Genomic DNA, 15,123 nt, shown 5'->3' with positions numbered 1-15,123 from the left:
CCGTTGATAGTACAATCAATTGTAAGATGAGTATATAACAACTAGGAGGGAAACATGAAAAAATTTTTTACATATTTTATAACAATTTTATTTATAATTTCGAGTTTGAGTTCTACGGCATATGCTTTAGAAAAAGATTCAGAATCTATTGATGTAAGAGTATTTATCAATGACATGAGAGTACCAATAACTAAATGCATTAATAATTATTATATAAAAATTGATACTTTAAAAGAATTTGGGTTTGATGTCAATAAAGATAGAAAACAAAAAATAATAAATGTTTATCAAAATCCTGATATAATTATGAAACCTTTTGAAACAGATGATTATATAACAAAATGTTATTATGTTGCCAATACAGAATATAAAGTTTTTATTAACAATTGTGCTGTTGACGCAAAAAAGAGCAATAATGATATTTTAATAGATGTTAACAGTTTTTTAAATATTAAGGGTTATGATTTTGAAAAACAGGCTAACAGCAAAGATAATACTTGCGATATAAACATAAACAATTCTGATGGTATTAGAAATTTGTTTACAATGGCCGATAAAACCGAAGTGCATGTTACAAAACGAGAAAATTATTTTTATCGTGCTGATGATAGGGTGGGTGTTATCCAAGATAATATGGAATGGATATCCCTTGATTATATAAAAAAGCTTATTGACTTTGATAAAGTAATAGAAGAAAAAGATGAAGAGAGTATTTCGATTTGCTTGGAAAAGGGTAATTACAAAGTAAAAATTCAAGTAAATGTTAATGGTCATGCCTTTGCTGAATGCGGGCCGTTTTATTTTGAACTTACTGCAATGCCTTTAGAGTTGAATGGTGAGTTATATTTATCTTTCATAGATTCAGTACGGTTATTCAATTTGGAAGTAATCAAGGATGATGACATAATAAATAATAAAAAGATTGGGCCCGACTATGGAAATATTGTCAATGGCATGAATATCGTAAAAAATAACGACTGGTTTTACTATATCAATATTAAAGATAACAATAGCTTGTACAGAACCAATCAAGATATGAGCGAAAATAACAAGATTATCAATGGTCCCGTAGATCAATTTTATATTGAGAATCAGACAATATATTATATTGGATACAATTATGAAGCCAACAACGGCGGAATATTCAAATCTGACATTGACGGTACTGATAAGCAGCAAATTGCTGGTGGGGCAGCTTCTTTTCTTAATATTTTAGATAGTAAGCTATATTATTGTGAAGGGTCAGATGGTGGAAATCTATGTACAATTGATAAAGATGGTCATAATAAGAAAATCTTAATTCAAGGTAGGATTGCTTATCCAAACTTAGTCAACGGTTGGATTTACTATATTAATCTCCTTGATAACAGCAGCATATATAAAGCTGAAATAAATGGAAGTTATAATATTAAAATTAATACTAAATCTGCTAAATGCTTAAATGTTGATAATGACAAGATATTTTTTTCAGATGAAAATTACAGTTATTTTATGAATCATGACGGCAGCTTTGAAAACAAGATATATAATATGCCCGCTGATAATATATTAGTTAGTTCTGAAAATATATATTTGCTGAGGCGTTACCATGATGTGTATAAGCAGGATAAAGACAGCATATTGGGTGATTTAGTTTATGAGGGGTCTGAAGTTAGTGGTGTAGGGCTGCAAAATGATATGCTGATTATATCACTGCAAAATGAGGTAACAAGGAGTATTCAAAGATATGATATAGGTACAGGGATAAACGATGCTATAGATATTCAAGATGCCTTTAGCATTGAAGAAGTGCAGTATCCATATGTATACTATAAACCGGATGGCGGCAGCAAACTTCTCAGGTACAATGTTGATACAAAATCATCTGAAATCATTGTGCCAGGAATATTTTCCAGAGTATTGAACATTGTAGACGATTGGATTTACTACGAGGAAAATGAAGGTGAAGGCTTATACAGAGTAAAAACAGATGGTACCAATATGATGAAGCTGTTAGATAATGATGCATATTACTCTCATATTGACAGCAGTGGAATATATTATCTTAAATTAAAGAGTGATCTTACAATTGAGGGATACTATAAAGTTAACCTGGATGGAACTGACAGAAAAATGCTTATCAATGATTTGGATTCAGAATCTCCATTCGAGGTTTACAAAGATTACATATACTATAATCAGGAAGATGGCATGTACAGAGTTAAAAAGGATGGCACGGATAAAAAGAAGATTATTAATCAGTCCATACAGGAATTTAAAATAATAGATGACAACATTTACTATAAATCCCAAGGTGATTTATATTCAGCTGCGTGTGATGGAGGAGAGAAAGAAAAAATAATAGAAGATAGCGGACTTTCATTTACAAAGTATAAAGATAATATTTTTTATTTGAAATATGATAAGCAATATTCAGTACTATTTAAATATAACCTAAGGAGCAAACAGTCCGAACAGGTTACGAGCATGAAATTTCCTGACACCTATATTAGATTTGTAAAAGAAAAAGACAATAATCTGCTCTTGAGCTGTTCGGCAGGTATAGGCTTCAATGCTGTGACGTCATATTACCTTTTAGATATGGATACCGATGAAGTTAGACCGATACAGAACATAATTAATAACGGCTATATTACAAATGTATTTATAGAAGATGGTAATTTGTATTATGTGAAAATAGAACAAGGATCAAAGCTTATAATAAAGTAGTATAAATTATTTCGGGGACGGACCTTTTAGTTAGCAAATGAAACTAAAAGGTCCGTCCTCAAAATTCATGTTTAAATTTATTGCATAATTTAGTACAATATAGTAAGGAAATTTATCAGGAGATATTATGAACAAAAAAGTTAAAGTGGGAATCATTATTTCCAAGGCAATTATTCTATTAATTTTCTTATTATTCGTATCAATCATATTTGTAAATGTTTATGTGAAATCTTCCACTGAGGGCATGATAATAACATATGATGAGGCTGCAAAGAAAGATGCCGATTGCATATTGGTTCTAGGTGCCGGAGTGAGAAGAGACGGTTCTCCAAGTCCAATGCTGGAGGACAGAATCTTGACAGGCATAGATCTATATAATAAAGGGGTTTCTGAAAGATTGATCATGAGCGGTGACCACAGCACCAAAGAATACGATGAGGTCAACACAATGAAGAGATATGCAGTTTACATGGGAATACCTTCAGAGCATATTTTTATGGATCATGCAGGCATATCAACCTATGACAGCATCTATCGGGCAAAGGAAATATTTCAGGCTGACAATATTATAATTGTTACTCAAGAGTATCATCTGTATAGAGCTTTATACATTGCAAAGTCCCTTGGAATAGAGGCATATGGAGTATCAGCAGACAACAGAGTTTATGCAGGGCAGGATTTAAGAGAAATACGGGAGATAGCTGCAAGAGTCAAGGATTTTGCAATGGCAATTTTAAAGCCGAACCCCAAATTTCTGGGTGATACAATACCTGTCAGCGGAAACGGCGATGTCACAAATGATAATTAGCAAATTAAAGCAGTTCCTTTAAAAGTGGAATAAAGAAATGTATCTGCATTTTCTACAGATACATTTCTTGAGTGTGTGAAAGAATTTCTGTAAATTGACTTTCTTATATCATTTATTAAAATTATTCTTCCGTTACGTTCTCAGTTAAACCAGCCTTATTTAATAAAAAGTATAATATAACAGCAGTGACAATGAATGCGCTGCCGCCAACTACTCCTGTTGCTCCAGGACCTACAAATGGATTCCCTCCATCAACCGTAAAATACGTGGCCACTGCAGCAAAACCATTTAAGCTGCCATGGGCGATAACTGCAGGAATGCAACTTTTTGTCTTAATGGTCAAATATGAAAAAATAGTTCCAAGAACAATGCAAAACATGCACATTGCAAATATTCCGGCAAAAGGGAACCATGCATAATTTAATCCATAGTTATGTCCTAAAGCAGTTAAAGGAGCATGCCACAGTCCCCATATAACCCCGTTTATTAAGAGCATAGGTAACAGTTTGAATTTTTTCATCATCTTCGGAAGTAAATATCCTCTCCACGCCCATTCTTCTCCGAAACAAAATAGGGCATTGAGTATTGGTGAGAGAAATATAGCCATTACTACTTGTATAAACATTTTACTTTTTAAAGTTTCAGCTGATACATTTTGGCCTGTTGATTTATACATATTTATTAAATATGTCATATTCCCATCAAATTTATCAGGAAAAACAGTAAAATATATTGCAGCGCCAATTAATGTAAGTGCAATCATTCCAAACCATGCGAACACATAATATTTTATATTACCTTTGATATTAGGCTTTATCCAAAGATTTTTAAAACCCTCTTTAGTAATGATGCGAGTAATGACAACCCCTACTGATGGGATTAACATCACAGATGCCACTAAAAACTGAAAAACTGTCTGTATAGCTGGATCTGCAGATACTGCAAGTCTGCCAATCACGAAGATTTCCACAAAATAAGTAATAATAAACGTTACTGCTAAAAACGTCATTATTCTTTTAGTTTCCATATTGCTTGAATTACTGGAATTATCCATTATGCAACTGCCTCCATTATTTTTTCATGTTTTGCTCTAAGCGGCTCATCAATAACTTGTATTTTTCATTGCCTTTAATTGATTCAAAAACAGGATTATATAAAACCTCTATAAAACTTTTTTTCACTGCATTTTCATCCCTGGGAATAATAGATCCTAGAGGTATGCTTTCTTCAATCCATTCATCAATATAGTTAAAATAGCTGTTGCCTCTGATTTTAAGCGGGTAAGTGAAGCCGCACACAGTATCGACATAATCTTCTAATGCATTTAATGCTTTTTCATTATCCTGCTGCATTATATAGCTTTGAGCCGCTACTAAATGGATTCCTGCAACTGGATTAGAGACCATATTTTTTAAATCAAATGATTTAATAATCTGACAACCCTGTTGGTATATTGTTTCAAACATAGCAGGCTCTGACATGTGCATTGAAGCATTTATTGTGAGCAGCGATAAAATACTTATAACTTTCTGATAGAGGTTTACCTGACATATTTTTGCGGCCTTTTTTGCATCTCCTACAGACATATATGCCTGAATAAGCAGTTCATCCTCTCCTGAAACAGGAACCATTGTACTGTCTAATAAATCAATCACGCGGGTAAAGTTGCTGCTAAACATTTCCGCAACAGCCTCCATAGAATTAGCCTGCCTGATTTCATCCACAACATCAGATTCATCCTTAATACGCCGGCAAAGAAAAACACATTTCTGCAAAAGATCTATCTTGTTTTCATCTGTGTCAGTTAAAGTAAAATGATTCAAAAGAAGCTGAACCATTGTGAGAAGAAAAGGAAAACATGAATAATATTCTTTTGTCATCTGTTCGTATTCATTCATCACTTCACCGAACGGCCTTGTTGCAAAGTCCTTGCAAAATTTTGTATATATTTTTTTAATATCATCTTTTGTCAGCTGAGGAGAATATCCTATCAGCTCATCAACGGTAATATTGAAATAAGTTGCTATTTCAGGGAGAAGAAGAATGTCCGGATAACTTTGCGAAGACTCCCATTTTGAAACAGAAGCCTTTGAAACACCAATGTAATCAGCTAATTGCTCCTGTGTAATTCCTTTTTCTTTTCTTTTTTGAATGATGCATTTACTAATATTTAATTCTTTCATCTGTTTCACCTCTGATAATATCTTATAACCTTGAATATTTGCTGTCAATGGATTCACAGTTGATTTCGGTAGAAAAAGTTAACTTGCAAGAAACTTGTTTTGTAATTATAGCTTAAATTAGACCACTTCCACCAAGTAAAGGTAAAGGATATTAATTAAAATTACCATTTTAAGGAAACGTTTATTGACAGTTTTCTCCATATTGTGCTAGTATTATTTTAATGAATATATTGTGCGATTAACTTAATACTTGATTATTATTTACATTAGGGGGTGTAAAAAATGATTGAAATACCAGAAGCATCAACATTATCAATGCAATTAAACAAAACTGCTGCAGGAAAACGAATTAAGAATGTTATAGCTGCACAATCTCCTCATAAATTTGCATGGTTCAACAATGATCCGCAGGACTACAAAAGTATGCTCTTAGGAAAAGTTATAACCAGAGCAGAAGCAGTAGCCGGATATGTTGAAATCACAGTTGAGGATGCAGTATTATTATTTGGGGATGGAGTCAATTTAAGATTCCATGGGATTGAAGAAAAAAGACCGCAAAAGCACCAGCTTCTCGTTGAATTTGATGATTTTACAGCCTTAAGCGCATCAGTTCAAATGTATGGAGGTCTATGGTGCTTTAATATTGGAGAATTTGACAACTCATATTATTTACGCGCCAAAGAAAGTATATCTCCCATCTCTGAAGAATTTGACAGAGAATATTTTAATGCAATTTTATCTGCACCAGGAGCAGAAAAATTAAGTGCAAAAGCTTTGCTGGCAACTGAGCAAAGAATACCAGGCTTAGGAAACGGCACATTGCAGGACATTCTCTTCAACGCCGGAATTCATCCAAAGAAAAAAGTTTCATCATTTACCGAAAGCCATAAAGAACTACTCTATAATTCGATTAAAACTACCCTAAAAGAAATGATAGAAAAAGGCGGCAGGGACACCGAAAAAGATTTGTTCGGAAACCCAGGCGGCTACATAACAAAACTAAGCAAAAACACAACCAACAAACCATGTAAAATATGTGGCACGACAATAATAAAAGAAGCATACATGGGCGGCAGCATTTATTATTGTCCGAAATGCCAAAAGATATAAATGAATTTGGAAAGTAAAGTAAAGTAAATATAAAGGTATAAAATGAACTTATGTGTTGGCGAATAATTGGCAGTTCGTTAATATACGATTATAGCAATAATGTGAAATCTAAAAGGAGTTGCAAAATGTGCGAAAGAAGTGACGAACTAAGAAAAATTTCAAAGCAAGTTATAAATATTATTAATGGATCTATTTCACATAAGGGCGCTATGTTCAGCAGACCTTTTTTCGATACTAAGATTTCTAGAATAGTTTTTGATGAGTGTCAATTTGAAAAGATAGATCTTCAAAATGTCACTTTTGATAATTGTGAATTTAGAAAATGTAAGTTTGATTGCGTAATGATTCAAGATGGATGTTTTATTGATTGCGAACTAAGTACATGTAAATTTATAGACACTACTTTAGATGTAAAATTTGAAAAGTGCATTTTAATCACAACACAATTTATTCACTGTAATGCTATGGATGATGTATATTCATATGAAAAAGTAATGAAGAATGAGGGAAGCTTACTGGGGCTTGAAAAAGGTCCGAGATCGATAAGAAAAAATATAAGTTTTATGGACGTTAAATTCTTCATGATCGACTTTAATGATGTCGATTTACAATTTTCGATATTTAAAGGATGCCAAATTGATGGTATTGAATTCTATAACAACACAAATTTAATTGGTGCTAGATTTGAAAAAGTGAAGGAAACATTTATAGTTTTATTTCAATGTAAAGAGCGATTAATGTTTCCTGAATATACATTGGTACTTAATCAATATCCTGTTATTTTCAATGAGCAAACTTATTTTCCAACTTATAAAGAAGCTAAACAGTTAGCAAAAAAAGCGGATAGAAGAGAATTGATTGGTTTAGTCAATTCCTATGATGCAATCTATTCAAGTTGCCGTAATAATAACTTTGATATTAATTTGGCTGGAGACTATTATTATACATATAAGGCACTACTATGTAGAACCTTTACGGGGGTCCAAAAAATAAAATCAATATTCTATAAGTCGATTAATGGATATGGAGAAAAATGGCAGCGTGGAATGGTTTGGTCATTGATATTAATAGTTGCTTCTGCTTTTCTGTATCTATCAGGACTTCAAGTGAATGATACATTCGTTTCTGATGGATACATAATACAATATCAGATTGATTTTAAATCTATGGGAACATTTGATTTCATTAAATTTGTTAAGGACTTTGCATCATGTTTGTATTTTTCGATAATGACATTTACGACTGTTGGCTATGGCAATATGCAGGCCATCGGAATCATTTCAAATATTGTTAGTTCAGTTCAAATGTTAGTTGGTGTTCTATTGATGACAATAACAACAGGTACGCTACTAAGACGAATAATTAGATAGTTAAATTTCCCATTATGTTTATAATGAGATGAAATAAAATTAGATTTATAAAAAAAAAAATATGACATTAGGAGCCACATAATAATTGAATATAGAAATATGATGTTTACGAAAAAAGAAATTGAACAACAAATGTACTTTAAGGAACGGTATTTTGGTAGTGAAATTTGGTGCTAATTATAAATAAAATATATTATCTTATGTCAAAATATTTAAAAAAATGCGAAACAATAATTCGTGTTAGGCAGGTGGGTTTGTGTGAATATTATTAAGTTGAAGAAAGAAAATATTGAAAATTCTCTTGATATAGTGTGGGAGGTTTTTCAAGAATTTGAATCACCTGATTACTCAACAGATGGTATCGAAGAATTTAGAAAATTTATATCATATAATTCTATTGTTGAAAAATTTGATAAAGGAGAGTTGTGTTTTTGGGGATATATAGATAATGGTGAATTGACAGGCGTAATAGCAACAAGAGGAGTTAATCATATATGTATGCTGTTTGTGAAAAAGGATTATCATAGGAGAGGTATAGCAAGAAGTTTATTTCAAACAGTTAAAGAAATATGCAAAAAACAGGACAATGTTAGCAAAATTACTGTAAATTCATCTCCATATGCAGTCGAAGTGTATCATCGACTTGGTTTTGTTGATATAGACAAGGAGCAGACTGTGAATGGTATAAGATTCACCCCCATGGCATATGTGTTGAAGTAAGACTAAATATAATACCCACAGTTTAATTTAAATAAATTGTTAATATTATAAGCAAAATTAAAAACGATAGTGTATTAATCGAGTATGTCATTATCAAAAATATGAAATACAAATTATATAATAAAGCACAGTTAAATAGAAATTTGCCGACTTGTTAAAGTAGTATAGATTTATAACTTAACAAACTATGACTTATAGTTTAACGTCAGGTAAATTAATTTAGAAGAAGAAGGTATGAGCGTTGAATAGACAGAATATTTACGATGATAATGGTTTCTTTGAATCATATAAGCAATTAAGATCTGGAGTGAATGCAAATGAAATTGTTGAAATTCCTGCTCTTTTTGAAATGCTGCCTCCACTTAGTGGTCTTCGTATTTTGGATCTTGGTTGCGGCTATGGAGAACATTGTGTTAAGTACATAGAAATGGGAGCTGATAAGGTGGTAGGAATCGACATATCCGAAAAAATGCTACAGGTTGCCATTAATGAAAACTCATCACCTCAGATTATATACAAAAAATTGTATATGGAGGATTTATCAGAACTTAATCCATCCTTTGATTTGATTGTTAGCTCTTTAGCGTTACATTATATCGAGGATTTTAAAATGGTAGCGGAACAAGTATATAGATTGCTTAATAACGGTGGCAAATTTATTTTCTCGCAAGAGCATCCTTTTAGTACAAGTTTTACATATGGAAATCGATGGACTAAAGATGAAAATGGCAAAAAGCTCTATGCAAATATTTCTAATTATTCAATTGATGGTAAAAGAGAATCTCGATGGTTTAAGGATGGAGTTATTAAGTATCATAGGACGTTTTCAAGTATTATTAACACTTTAATCGAATCTGGATTCTGTATTGAGCAGATGTCAGAGCCAATTCCATCTGAGTTGGTAATGAATCAATATCCTGATTATTTGGACAACATTCATAAGCCTGATTTTCTGCTGATTAGAGCAAAGAAATTAAAGAAATAATTGCAGGATTGGTTAAATAGGAGAAACGAACCAAAATTGTTTATGTGCCATAAGGGGCAGTTCTCTGTGGGAAATCACCAATTCCAAGAGTAACGGTGTTAATAGATATAATGAAATGTTCAAGGAGAACCTTCACCTATGACCTCAGGAGGTTATTATGAAAAGATCAATGATGCAAGCATATGTTACAAAAAGCAATGAAGCTGTGGCTCTTTATCAAAAGGCTTTTGATGCTACTCTTAAAAGCAGTTATCCAAATAGTGACGGGACATTTTATCATTCCGAGCTTGATATTGAAGGGGAAGTTTTAGCTGTGGCAGAACGGACTTCAGAATTTGACCTTGTAGGCAAAAAACGGTTACAGGCAATGTAATGCAGTTTTGTTTGCATTATGGAGATGGCAATGAAGAAAAGGTGCGTAAAGCGTATGAAGTATTAAAAACTGATGCTGAAATTTTAACGCCACTAGCGCCATGTGAATTCAGTTCATTAATGGCAGATTTAATTGATAAATATGGCATCAGATGGTGCCTGTTTGTATAGTGAGACCTTATGTAAAATGTGCTGTTTAAATCTGTAAATATTAACAAAGCGCTATTATGATAATCGTCTAATTGATGAAATGGGCAGAATTGTGGGGGTGAAAATATGACAGTAGATTATGGAAAATACGAAGACATTGCGTCTTGGATGAAACTTGTAGAAGCAGTTAGTTGGAATTTTCCTGGATTAGAAACTTCTGAAAGCATAAATGAACACAGAAGTACAGTGATAGAGTTTATGAAAGAACAAAGAGCAATTTGTGTAAAAGATTTAGAAACAATAGTAGGAGTACTATTGTTTTCAAAAAAATATAATATGATATGCTGTCTTGCAGTTTTACCAGAATATCGAAATCAAGGCATTGCAAATATGTTACTCTCAACCGCATTGAGTAATCTTGATAGAACAAAAAATATTACAGTATCCACTTTTCGTGAAGGAGATACTAAAGGAATTGCTCCAAGAGCACTGTATAAGAAGTTTGGTTTTGTTGAAGGTGAATTGATAGAAGAATTTGGTTATTTGAGTCAAAAGTTTATATTGTATCCATAAATTTAAAATTTTGACTGGTAGTACATGTAGATTTAGATAGGTTTGCAGGCATTGTTAATCTGCATTGCTTGTAGCAACGAGCTTCAACATGGTATATTAGCATCGAAAGGAGGAGTTGCTATGTTCAGTGAAAACTTTAAAACACTTCGCAAGCAAAAATGTATGTCGCAGGAGACCTTGGCACAGCAACTTAATATTGTACGTCAAACCATATCGAAATGGGAGAAAGGGCTATCGGTGCCAGATGCTGACATGTTGACCCGGATTCCTGAACTGTTTGAGGTGTCTGTTAGTGAATTGCTGGGTTCGAAAATTGAGGAAGAAAAGAATATCAATGAGATAGCTGCTCAATTAGCATTGCTAAATGAACAGCTGGCTAATAGAAGTAGACGAAACCGGAAAATCTTGAAGGGTATTCTGATTGGTGTCTCTTCAGTCATACTTATTATGTTAATATTTTATATTACCGCTTTTACTTTATTCAAATATCATAAATCGTCCGAAGTGACAACTTCGGTTCAGCTATTATGTACTCTTGATGGAGAAGAATATACTTACGTCGTTACCTATGACGAACAATACAATATTATCGAAGCAGGTGGTAATGCATTTATTGCCGACCACGTGCAAACGGAACAATACAGTGATGCAAATATATTAATTGCTCAAATTGAAGATTATTTCAATGATCGTGGTGGGAGTGTTGAGTGCATCGAAGAAACCGATTAATTAGGCGTTAACTCCATTTGTGACAAACGAATTTCGTTGGAGCAGTAGTTTTTAAAACAAGCAGTGATAGCTGATTTTGTGTAGCACTGTAAAATTCAAATTTGTCGGTCATTTGAATTACCCATTATGTTTATGAAGTTTATGGAAATAAAAGAAATGAAACAGATAAATCAGAATTTTTTGTTTATGGGGTTAAAGATATGGCAAGAGGAATTATTATTTTTGGTTCAGCAGGTTCAGGAAAAACAACATTGGGGAAAATGGTCGCTGATAAGCTTGGTTTCCCATATTTCGACATAGATGATTATATATGGAGAAAAGATACTAATAAACCTTTCACAGTTATGTATACTCGCGATAAGAAGATTAATAGATTAATGACAGATATATCGAAAGGAAGTTATTTTGTGATGGCAGGTTCAATGGATAGCTTTAATGCACCATTTGTTCCATTGTTCGATTTGGCAGCACATATTACAGCATCTACCGAAACAAGAATTGTTCGGATTCATAAAAGAGAATATGAAATATTCGGAGAAAGAATCGTGAAAGGTGGAGATATGTATGAAGAACATTGCCGCTTTCTTGATAACTCAGCTAGATATGATTTGGATGGGTCCCCGTGTATGAAAACACATGAGCAGTGGGCTAATTCTTTACCTTGCAAAGTACTACGGTTGAGTGGAGATGAGGACTTAAATAAGAATGTTGATCTAATAGTTCAAGAATATTTAAAACAAAGTTTGCAAAAAGAGATTTAATGAAATTTATTTGTCGAGTATTTAAACTTCCCATTATGTTTATACGAAGTTATTTCAAAAAATGTGAAATACAAATTATTTATAATAACGCACAGTTAAATAGGAATTTGAATGGGAGAGTAATTTATGAATTATGAAGAAATAAAATATAAATTAAATAATGTTTATTTTATCAATGGTACCGCCTACGCTGGAAAATCGACTATTGTTAAAATGATATCAGATAGATTAGGTCTTTGTTTTTGTGGTGAAAATTATAATCTCGATAGAGTTTTAACAAAAATTGAACCTAATGAATGCCCCAACTTATGCTATTTTAAAACTATGAAAAGTTGGGATGAATATGTATCTCGAACACCAGAAGAATTTGATGCGTGGATTACAGGTGGACAAGTTGAAATTACTCCTTTTGAAATTGAAGATTTAATCGAATTATCAAAAAGTCAAAAGGTTATTGTTGATACTAATATTCCTGTGGATGTTTTGCATAAGATATCTGATTATAATCATGTGGCTATCTTATTATCACCACAGCGTATGTCTGTAGATGAATTTTTTAATAGAAAAGACCTAGAAAAATTATTTATCCTTGAACAAATAAAGAAAACAGAAAATCCTGAAAGTACTTTAGAGAATTTTAAAAAATGTATTGAAAAAGTAAATAGTTTAGAACATTATAATGAGTTTTTAAATAGTGGATTCAAATGTTTCATTAGAAAAGAAAATAGCAATTTAGAGGATAGATATAGTCAGATTATTAAACACTTTAAATTAATGTAGAAGGTTTAAGTTTAATGCCACATAAATTCCAATTTGTAGTTAAGTTATTTCACATACTTCAAAAACTTCGAACTAATTATTATTTATATAATATATCAAAGTGACAAACCAAAATTCGAGGAGTAAAAATTATGAAAAACAAAGCATTAGTTGTTATCGACATTCAAAATGATATTACAAAGAATTATAAGGAAATTATCGAAAATATCAACAAAGCCGTTGATTGGGCGGCTGACAATGATATTCATGTCGTTTACATTAAGCATAATAATTTGTCTGCCGGAACAAGAACCTTTAAGCCCGACACACGCGGTGCTGAATTGGTTCCGGATATGAAAATCGTATCCAAAAACATTTTTACAAAAACCAAAGGCAATGCATTAACAAGCGAAGATTTTGCTGCTTTTGCAAGTGAAAACGAAATCGGAGAATTCTACATTGCTGGTGCGGATGCCATAGCCTGTGTAAAATCCACTTGCTACAATATGGCTAAAGAAGGCTACATCGTTCACGTTCTGTCTGATTGTATCACCAGTTACGATAAAAGAAAAGTTGACGAGATGCTTCGATATTATGAGAGCAAAGGGTGTATTGTCAAGAAACTGAATGAAGTGATGTAAGACTACCAGGATAAAGAAAAGACAATGTTCATTTTATCGGTGAGGTTATGAGCATAACTCGAAGCGCGACCAATTATGTTTATTAAGCAATCAATATCAAACAATGCGAAATACAAATTACTTATATTTTTAATAAGGAGGAACAAAACACATGGAAATATTGAATGCAGAGCAATTACCAGAAGAATTTTTATGGAATGATTCCGTTGGCTTAGTTACAAAATCTTTGGGTGCTGCAGCGGGGAGCCAAAAGATTTATGTGAACATTGATTACGTTCCGCCGAAAGCATATAGCACCAAATATCATAGCCACTCCCAACAAGAAGAGTTTTTTATGATCCTTTCTGGCTCCGGAACTTTGCGCTTAAACGACAAAGAGTGGTTTGTGAAACAAGGTGACTTCATCGCAAAACCGGCGGCGCAAGAAATCGCGCATACGTTTTATAACTCCGGCAATGAAAGTCTGGTCATTTTAGATGTGGGAACCAACGAAAAAGAGGATACCTGCTACTATCCGGATGAGGATATGTATCTTCAGAAATCGAATGACCAACGCCGAATTTTCAGAGGAAAAGATTTAGATTCGTCGTGGACATCTGAGCCAAATCATAAAAAATGAGCAAGCTTCCCCTATGACCTATATAGAAAAGGAGATTAACATGCTGGAACAAATAGAAAGCAGAAGAAGCATCCGTAAATATCTTAATAAAAAAATTGAAAAAGAAAAGGTTGTTCAAGTATTAGAAAGTGCCAGATTGGCACCATCTGGCAGTAATACTCAACCATGGACTTTCATCATAGTTGAATCAGAGGAAACGAAAGAGAAATTATCGATTGCTGATCATAACCAAGAATGGATGATGACAGCTCCGGTATTTATTGTGTGTGTAGCTGATATTCGCTGTCGTATTTCTGAAAGTATCAGTGTCAGGCTGGATGAGAACAGCCCTGAGCCAGAGCTTAAACAAATTATCAGAGATACAGCTATTGCGATAGAACATATATTGCTTGAAGCAGAGCATTTGGGATTGGCAACATGTTGGACAGCTTGGTTTGAACAAGCTGCTGTCAGACCTGTTTTAAACATTCCGGAAGATAAATATGTGTGCGGAATAATTACGCTGGGATATGGTGATGAAGCACCAAATCAACGACCAAGAAAAAATATGGATGAAATCGTTCGGTATGAAAAATGGTAATATAAAAAAGGTTGAAGAATAAAACAGTTTGCTAATAAACAAAAGTGGGCAAAT

General features: G+C 32.9%; 16 protein-coding genes. 14 read left to right on the top strand and 2 right to left on the bottom strand.

Going from position 1 to position 15,123, the window contains the following annotated elements; all coding sequences use genetic code 11:
- Window positions 1–54 precede the first annotated feature (54 nt).
- Both AAGU76_RS04790 and AAGU76_RS04785 read left to right on the top strand, forming a co-directional pair.
- Complete coding sequence (locus AAGU76_RS04790) at window positions 55–2,709, top strand: DUF5050 domain-containing protein (RefSeq protein WP_342484300.1); 2,655 nt, start codon at window positions 55–57, stop codon at window positions 2,707–2,709.
- 127 nt (window positions 2,710–2,836) lie between these two features.
- On the top strand, window positions 2,837–3,517 hold the full coding sequence (locus AAGU76_RS04785) for an ElyC/SanA/YdcF family protein (protein WP_342484299.1): 681 nt from the start codon (window positions 2,837–2,839) through the stop codon (window positions 3,515–3,517).
- Between the two features lie 121 nt (window positions 3,518–3,638).
- Here the strand turns inward: AAGU76_RS04785 and AAGU76_RS04780 are convergent, their stop codons facing one another.
- Both AAGU76_RS04780 and AAGU76_RS04775 read right to left on the bottom strand, forming a co-directional pair.
- Window positions 3,639–4,571, bottom strand: coding sequence for a type II CAAX endopeptidase family protein (locus tag AAGU76_RS04780; RefSeq protein WP_342484298.1), 933 nt, complete (start codon window positions 4,569–4,571; stop codon window positions 3,639–3,641).
- Window positions 4,572–4,587: 16 nt separating this feature from the next.
- On the bottom strand, window positions 4,588–5,700 hold the full coding sequence (locus tag AAGU76_RS04775; protein WP_342484297.1) for a helix-turn-helix transcriptional regulator: 1,113 nt from the start codon (window positions 5,698–5,700) through the stop codon (window positions 4,588–4,590).
- Between the two features lie 282 nt (window positions 5,701–5,982).
- Here AAGU76_RS04775 and AAGU76_RS04770 point away from each other — a divergent pair, with 282 nt between their 5' ends.
- From AAGU76_RS04770 to AAGU76_RS04715, 12 genes are all read left to right on the top strand, one after another.
- Window positions 5,983–6,810, top strand: coding sequence for a DNA-formamidopyrimidine glycosylase family protein (locus AAGU76_RS04770; RefSeq protein WP_342484296.1), 828 nt, complete (start codon window positions 5,983–5,985; stop codon window positions 6,808–6,810).
- Between the two features lie 125 nt (window positions 6,811–6,935).
- Window positions 6,936–8,180: an ion channel gene (locus tag AAGU76_RS04765; protein ID WP_342484295.1), complete on the top strand. Its 1,245-nt coding sequence runs from the start codon at window positions 6,936–6,938 to the stop codon at window positions 8,178–8,180.
- A gap of 258 nt (window positions 8,181–8,438) precedes the next feature.
- Entirely contained in the window at window positions 8,439–8,900 is a 462-nt protein-coding gene (locus AAGU76_RS04760; RefSeq protein ID WP_342484294.1) for a GNAT family N-acetyltransferase, read from the top strand.
- A 241-nt stretch (window positions 8,901–9,141) separates the two neighbouring features.
- On the top strand, window positions 9,142–9,885 hold the full coding sequence (locus AAGU76_RS04755) for a class I SAM-dependent methyltransferase (protein ID WP_342484293.1): 744 nt from the start codon (window positions 9,142–9,144) through the stop codon (window positions 9,883–9,885).
- A 157-nt stretch (window positions 9,886–10,042) separates the two neighbouring features.
- Window positions 10,043–10,258 carry a hypothetical protein gene (locus AAGU76_RS04750; RefSeq protein ID WP_342484292.1) on the top strand — a complete coding sequence of 72 codons (216 nt, stop codon included), beginning with the start codon at window positions 10,043–10,045 and terminating at the stop codon, window positions 10,256–10,258.
- A 275-nt stretch (window positions 10,259–10,533) separates the two neighbouring features.
- Window positions 10,534–10,980, top strand: coding sequence for a GNAT family N-acetyltransferase (locus AAGU76_RS04745; protein WP_342484291.1), 447 nt, complete (start codon window positions 10,534–10,536; stop codon window positions 10,978–10,980).
- Between the two features lie 120 nt (window positions 10,981–11,100).
- On the top strand, window positions 11,101–11,709 hold the full coding sequence (locus AAGU76_RS04740; protein ID WP_342484290.1) for a helix-turn-helix transcriptional regulator: 609 nt from the start codon (window positions 11,101–11,103) through the stop codon (window positions 11,707–11,709).
- A gap of 200 nt (window positions 11,710–11,909) precedes the next feature.
- Complete coding sequence (locus AAGU76_RS04735; RefSeq protein WP_342484289.1) at window positions 11,910–12,470, top strand: AAA family ATPase; 561 nt, start codon at window positions 11,910–11,912, stop codon at window positions 12,468–12,470.
- A 126-nt stretch (window positions 12,471–12,596) separates the two neighbouring features.
- Complete coding sequence (locus AAGU76_RS04730; protein WP_342484288.1) at window positions 12,597–13,250, top strand: hypothetical protein; 654 nt, start codon at window positions 12,597–12,599, stop codon at window positions 13,248–13,250.
- Window positions 13,251–13,381: 131 nt separating this feature from the next.
- Window positions 13,382–13,870, top strand: a complete 489-nt coding sequence (locus tag AAGU76_RS04725) for a cysteine hydrolase (protein WP_342484287.1) — start codon at window positions 13,382–13,384, stop codon at window positions 13,868–13,870.
- 151 nt (window positions 13,871–14,021) lie between these two features.
- Window positions 14,022–14,489 (top strand): cupin domain-containing protein, encoded by a 468-nt coding sequence (locus AAGU76_RS04720; protein WP_342484286.1) that lies wholly within the window; start codon window positions 14,022–14,024, stop codon window positions 14,487–14,489.
- Between the two features lie 40 nt (window positions 14,490–14,529).
- Entirely contained in the window at window positions 14,530–15,069 is a 540-nt protein-coding gene (locus AAGU76_RS04715; protein WP_342484285.1) for a nitroreductase family protein, read from the top strand.
- Window positions 15,070–15,123: the final 54 nt, after the last annotated feature.

The sequence above is a fragment of the Sedimentibacter sp. genome (genome assembly GCF_038562225.1).
Classification (GTDB): domain Bacteria; phylum Bacillota; class Clostridia; order Tissierellales; family Sedimentibacteraceae; genus Sedimentibacter.
This window is presented reverse-complemented; position numbering and strand designations above follow the sequence as displayed.

Coding starts and splice junctions, on each gene's coding strand:
- AAGU76_RS04765 (WP_342484295.1), top strand. CDS start 6,936: ATGTGCGAAAGAAGTGACGAACTAAGAAAAATTTCAAAGCAAGTTATA.
- AAGU76_RS04735 (WP_342484289.1), top strand. CDS start 11,910: ATGGCAAGAGGAATTATTATTTTTGGTTCAGCAGGTTCAGGAAAAACA.
- AAGU76_RS04750 (WP_342484292.1), top strand. CDS start 10,043: ATGAAAAGATCAATGATGCAAGCATATGTTACAAAAAGCAATGAAGCT.
- AAGU76_RS04715 (WP_342484285.1), top strand. CDS start 14,530: ATGCTGGAACAAATAGAAAGCAGAAGAAGCATCCGTAAATATCTTAAT.
- AAGU76_RS04770 (WP_342484296.1), top strand. CDS start 5,983: ATGATTGAAATACCAGAAGCATCAACATTATCAATGCAATTAAACAAA.
- AAGU76_RS04740 (WP_342484290.1), top strand. CDS start 11,101: ATGTTCAGTGAAAACTTTAAAACACTTCGCAAGCAAAAATGTATGTCG.
- AAGU76_RS04790 (WP_342484300.1), top strand. CDS start 55: ATGAAAAAATTTTTTACATATTTTATAACAATTTTATTTATAATTTCG.
- AAGU76_RS04780 (WP_342484298.1), bottom strand. CDS start 4,571: ATGGATAATTCCAGTAATTCAAGCAATATGGAAACTAAAAGAATAATG.
- AAGU76_RS04745 (WP_342484291.1), top strand. CDS start 10,534: ATGACAGTAGATTATGGAAAATACGAAGACATTGCGTCTTGGATGAAA.
- AAGU76_RS04720 (WP_342484286.1), top strand. CDS start 14,022: ATGGAAATATTGAATGCAGAGCAATTACCAGAAGAATTTTTATGGAAT.
- AAGU76_RS04785 (WP_342484299.1), top strand. CDS start 2,837: ATGAACAAAAAAGTTAAAGTGGGAATCATTATTTCCAAGGCAATTATT.
- AAGU76_RS04725 (WP_342484287.1), top strand. CDS start 13,382: ATGAAAAACAAAGCATTAGTTGTTATCGACATTCAAAATGATATTACA.
- AAGU76_RS04775 (WP_342484297.1), bottom strand. CDS start 5,700: ATGAAAGAATTAAATATTAGTAAATGCATCATTCAAAAAAGAAAAGAA.
- AAGU76_RS04730 (WP_342484288.1), top strand. CDS start 12,597: ATGAATTATGAAGAAATAAAATATAAATTAAATAATGTTTATTTTATC.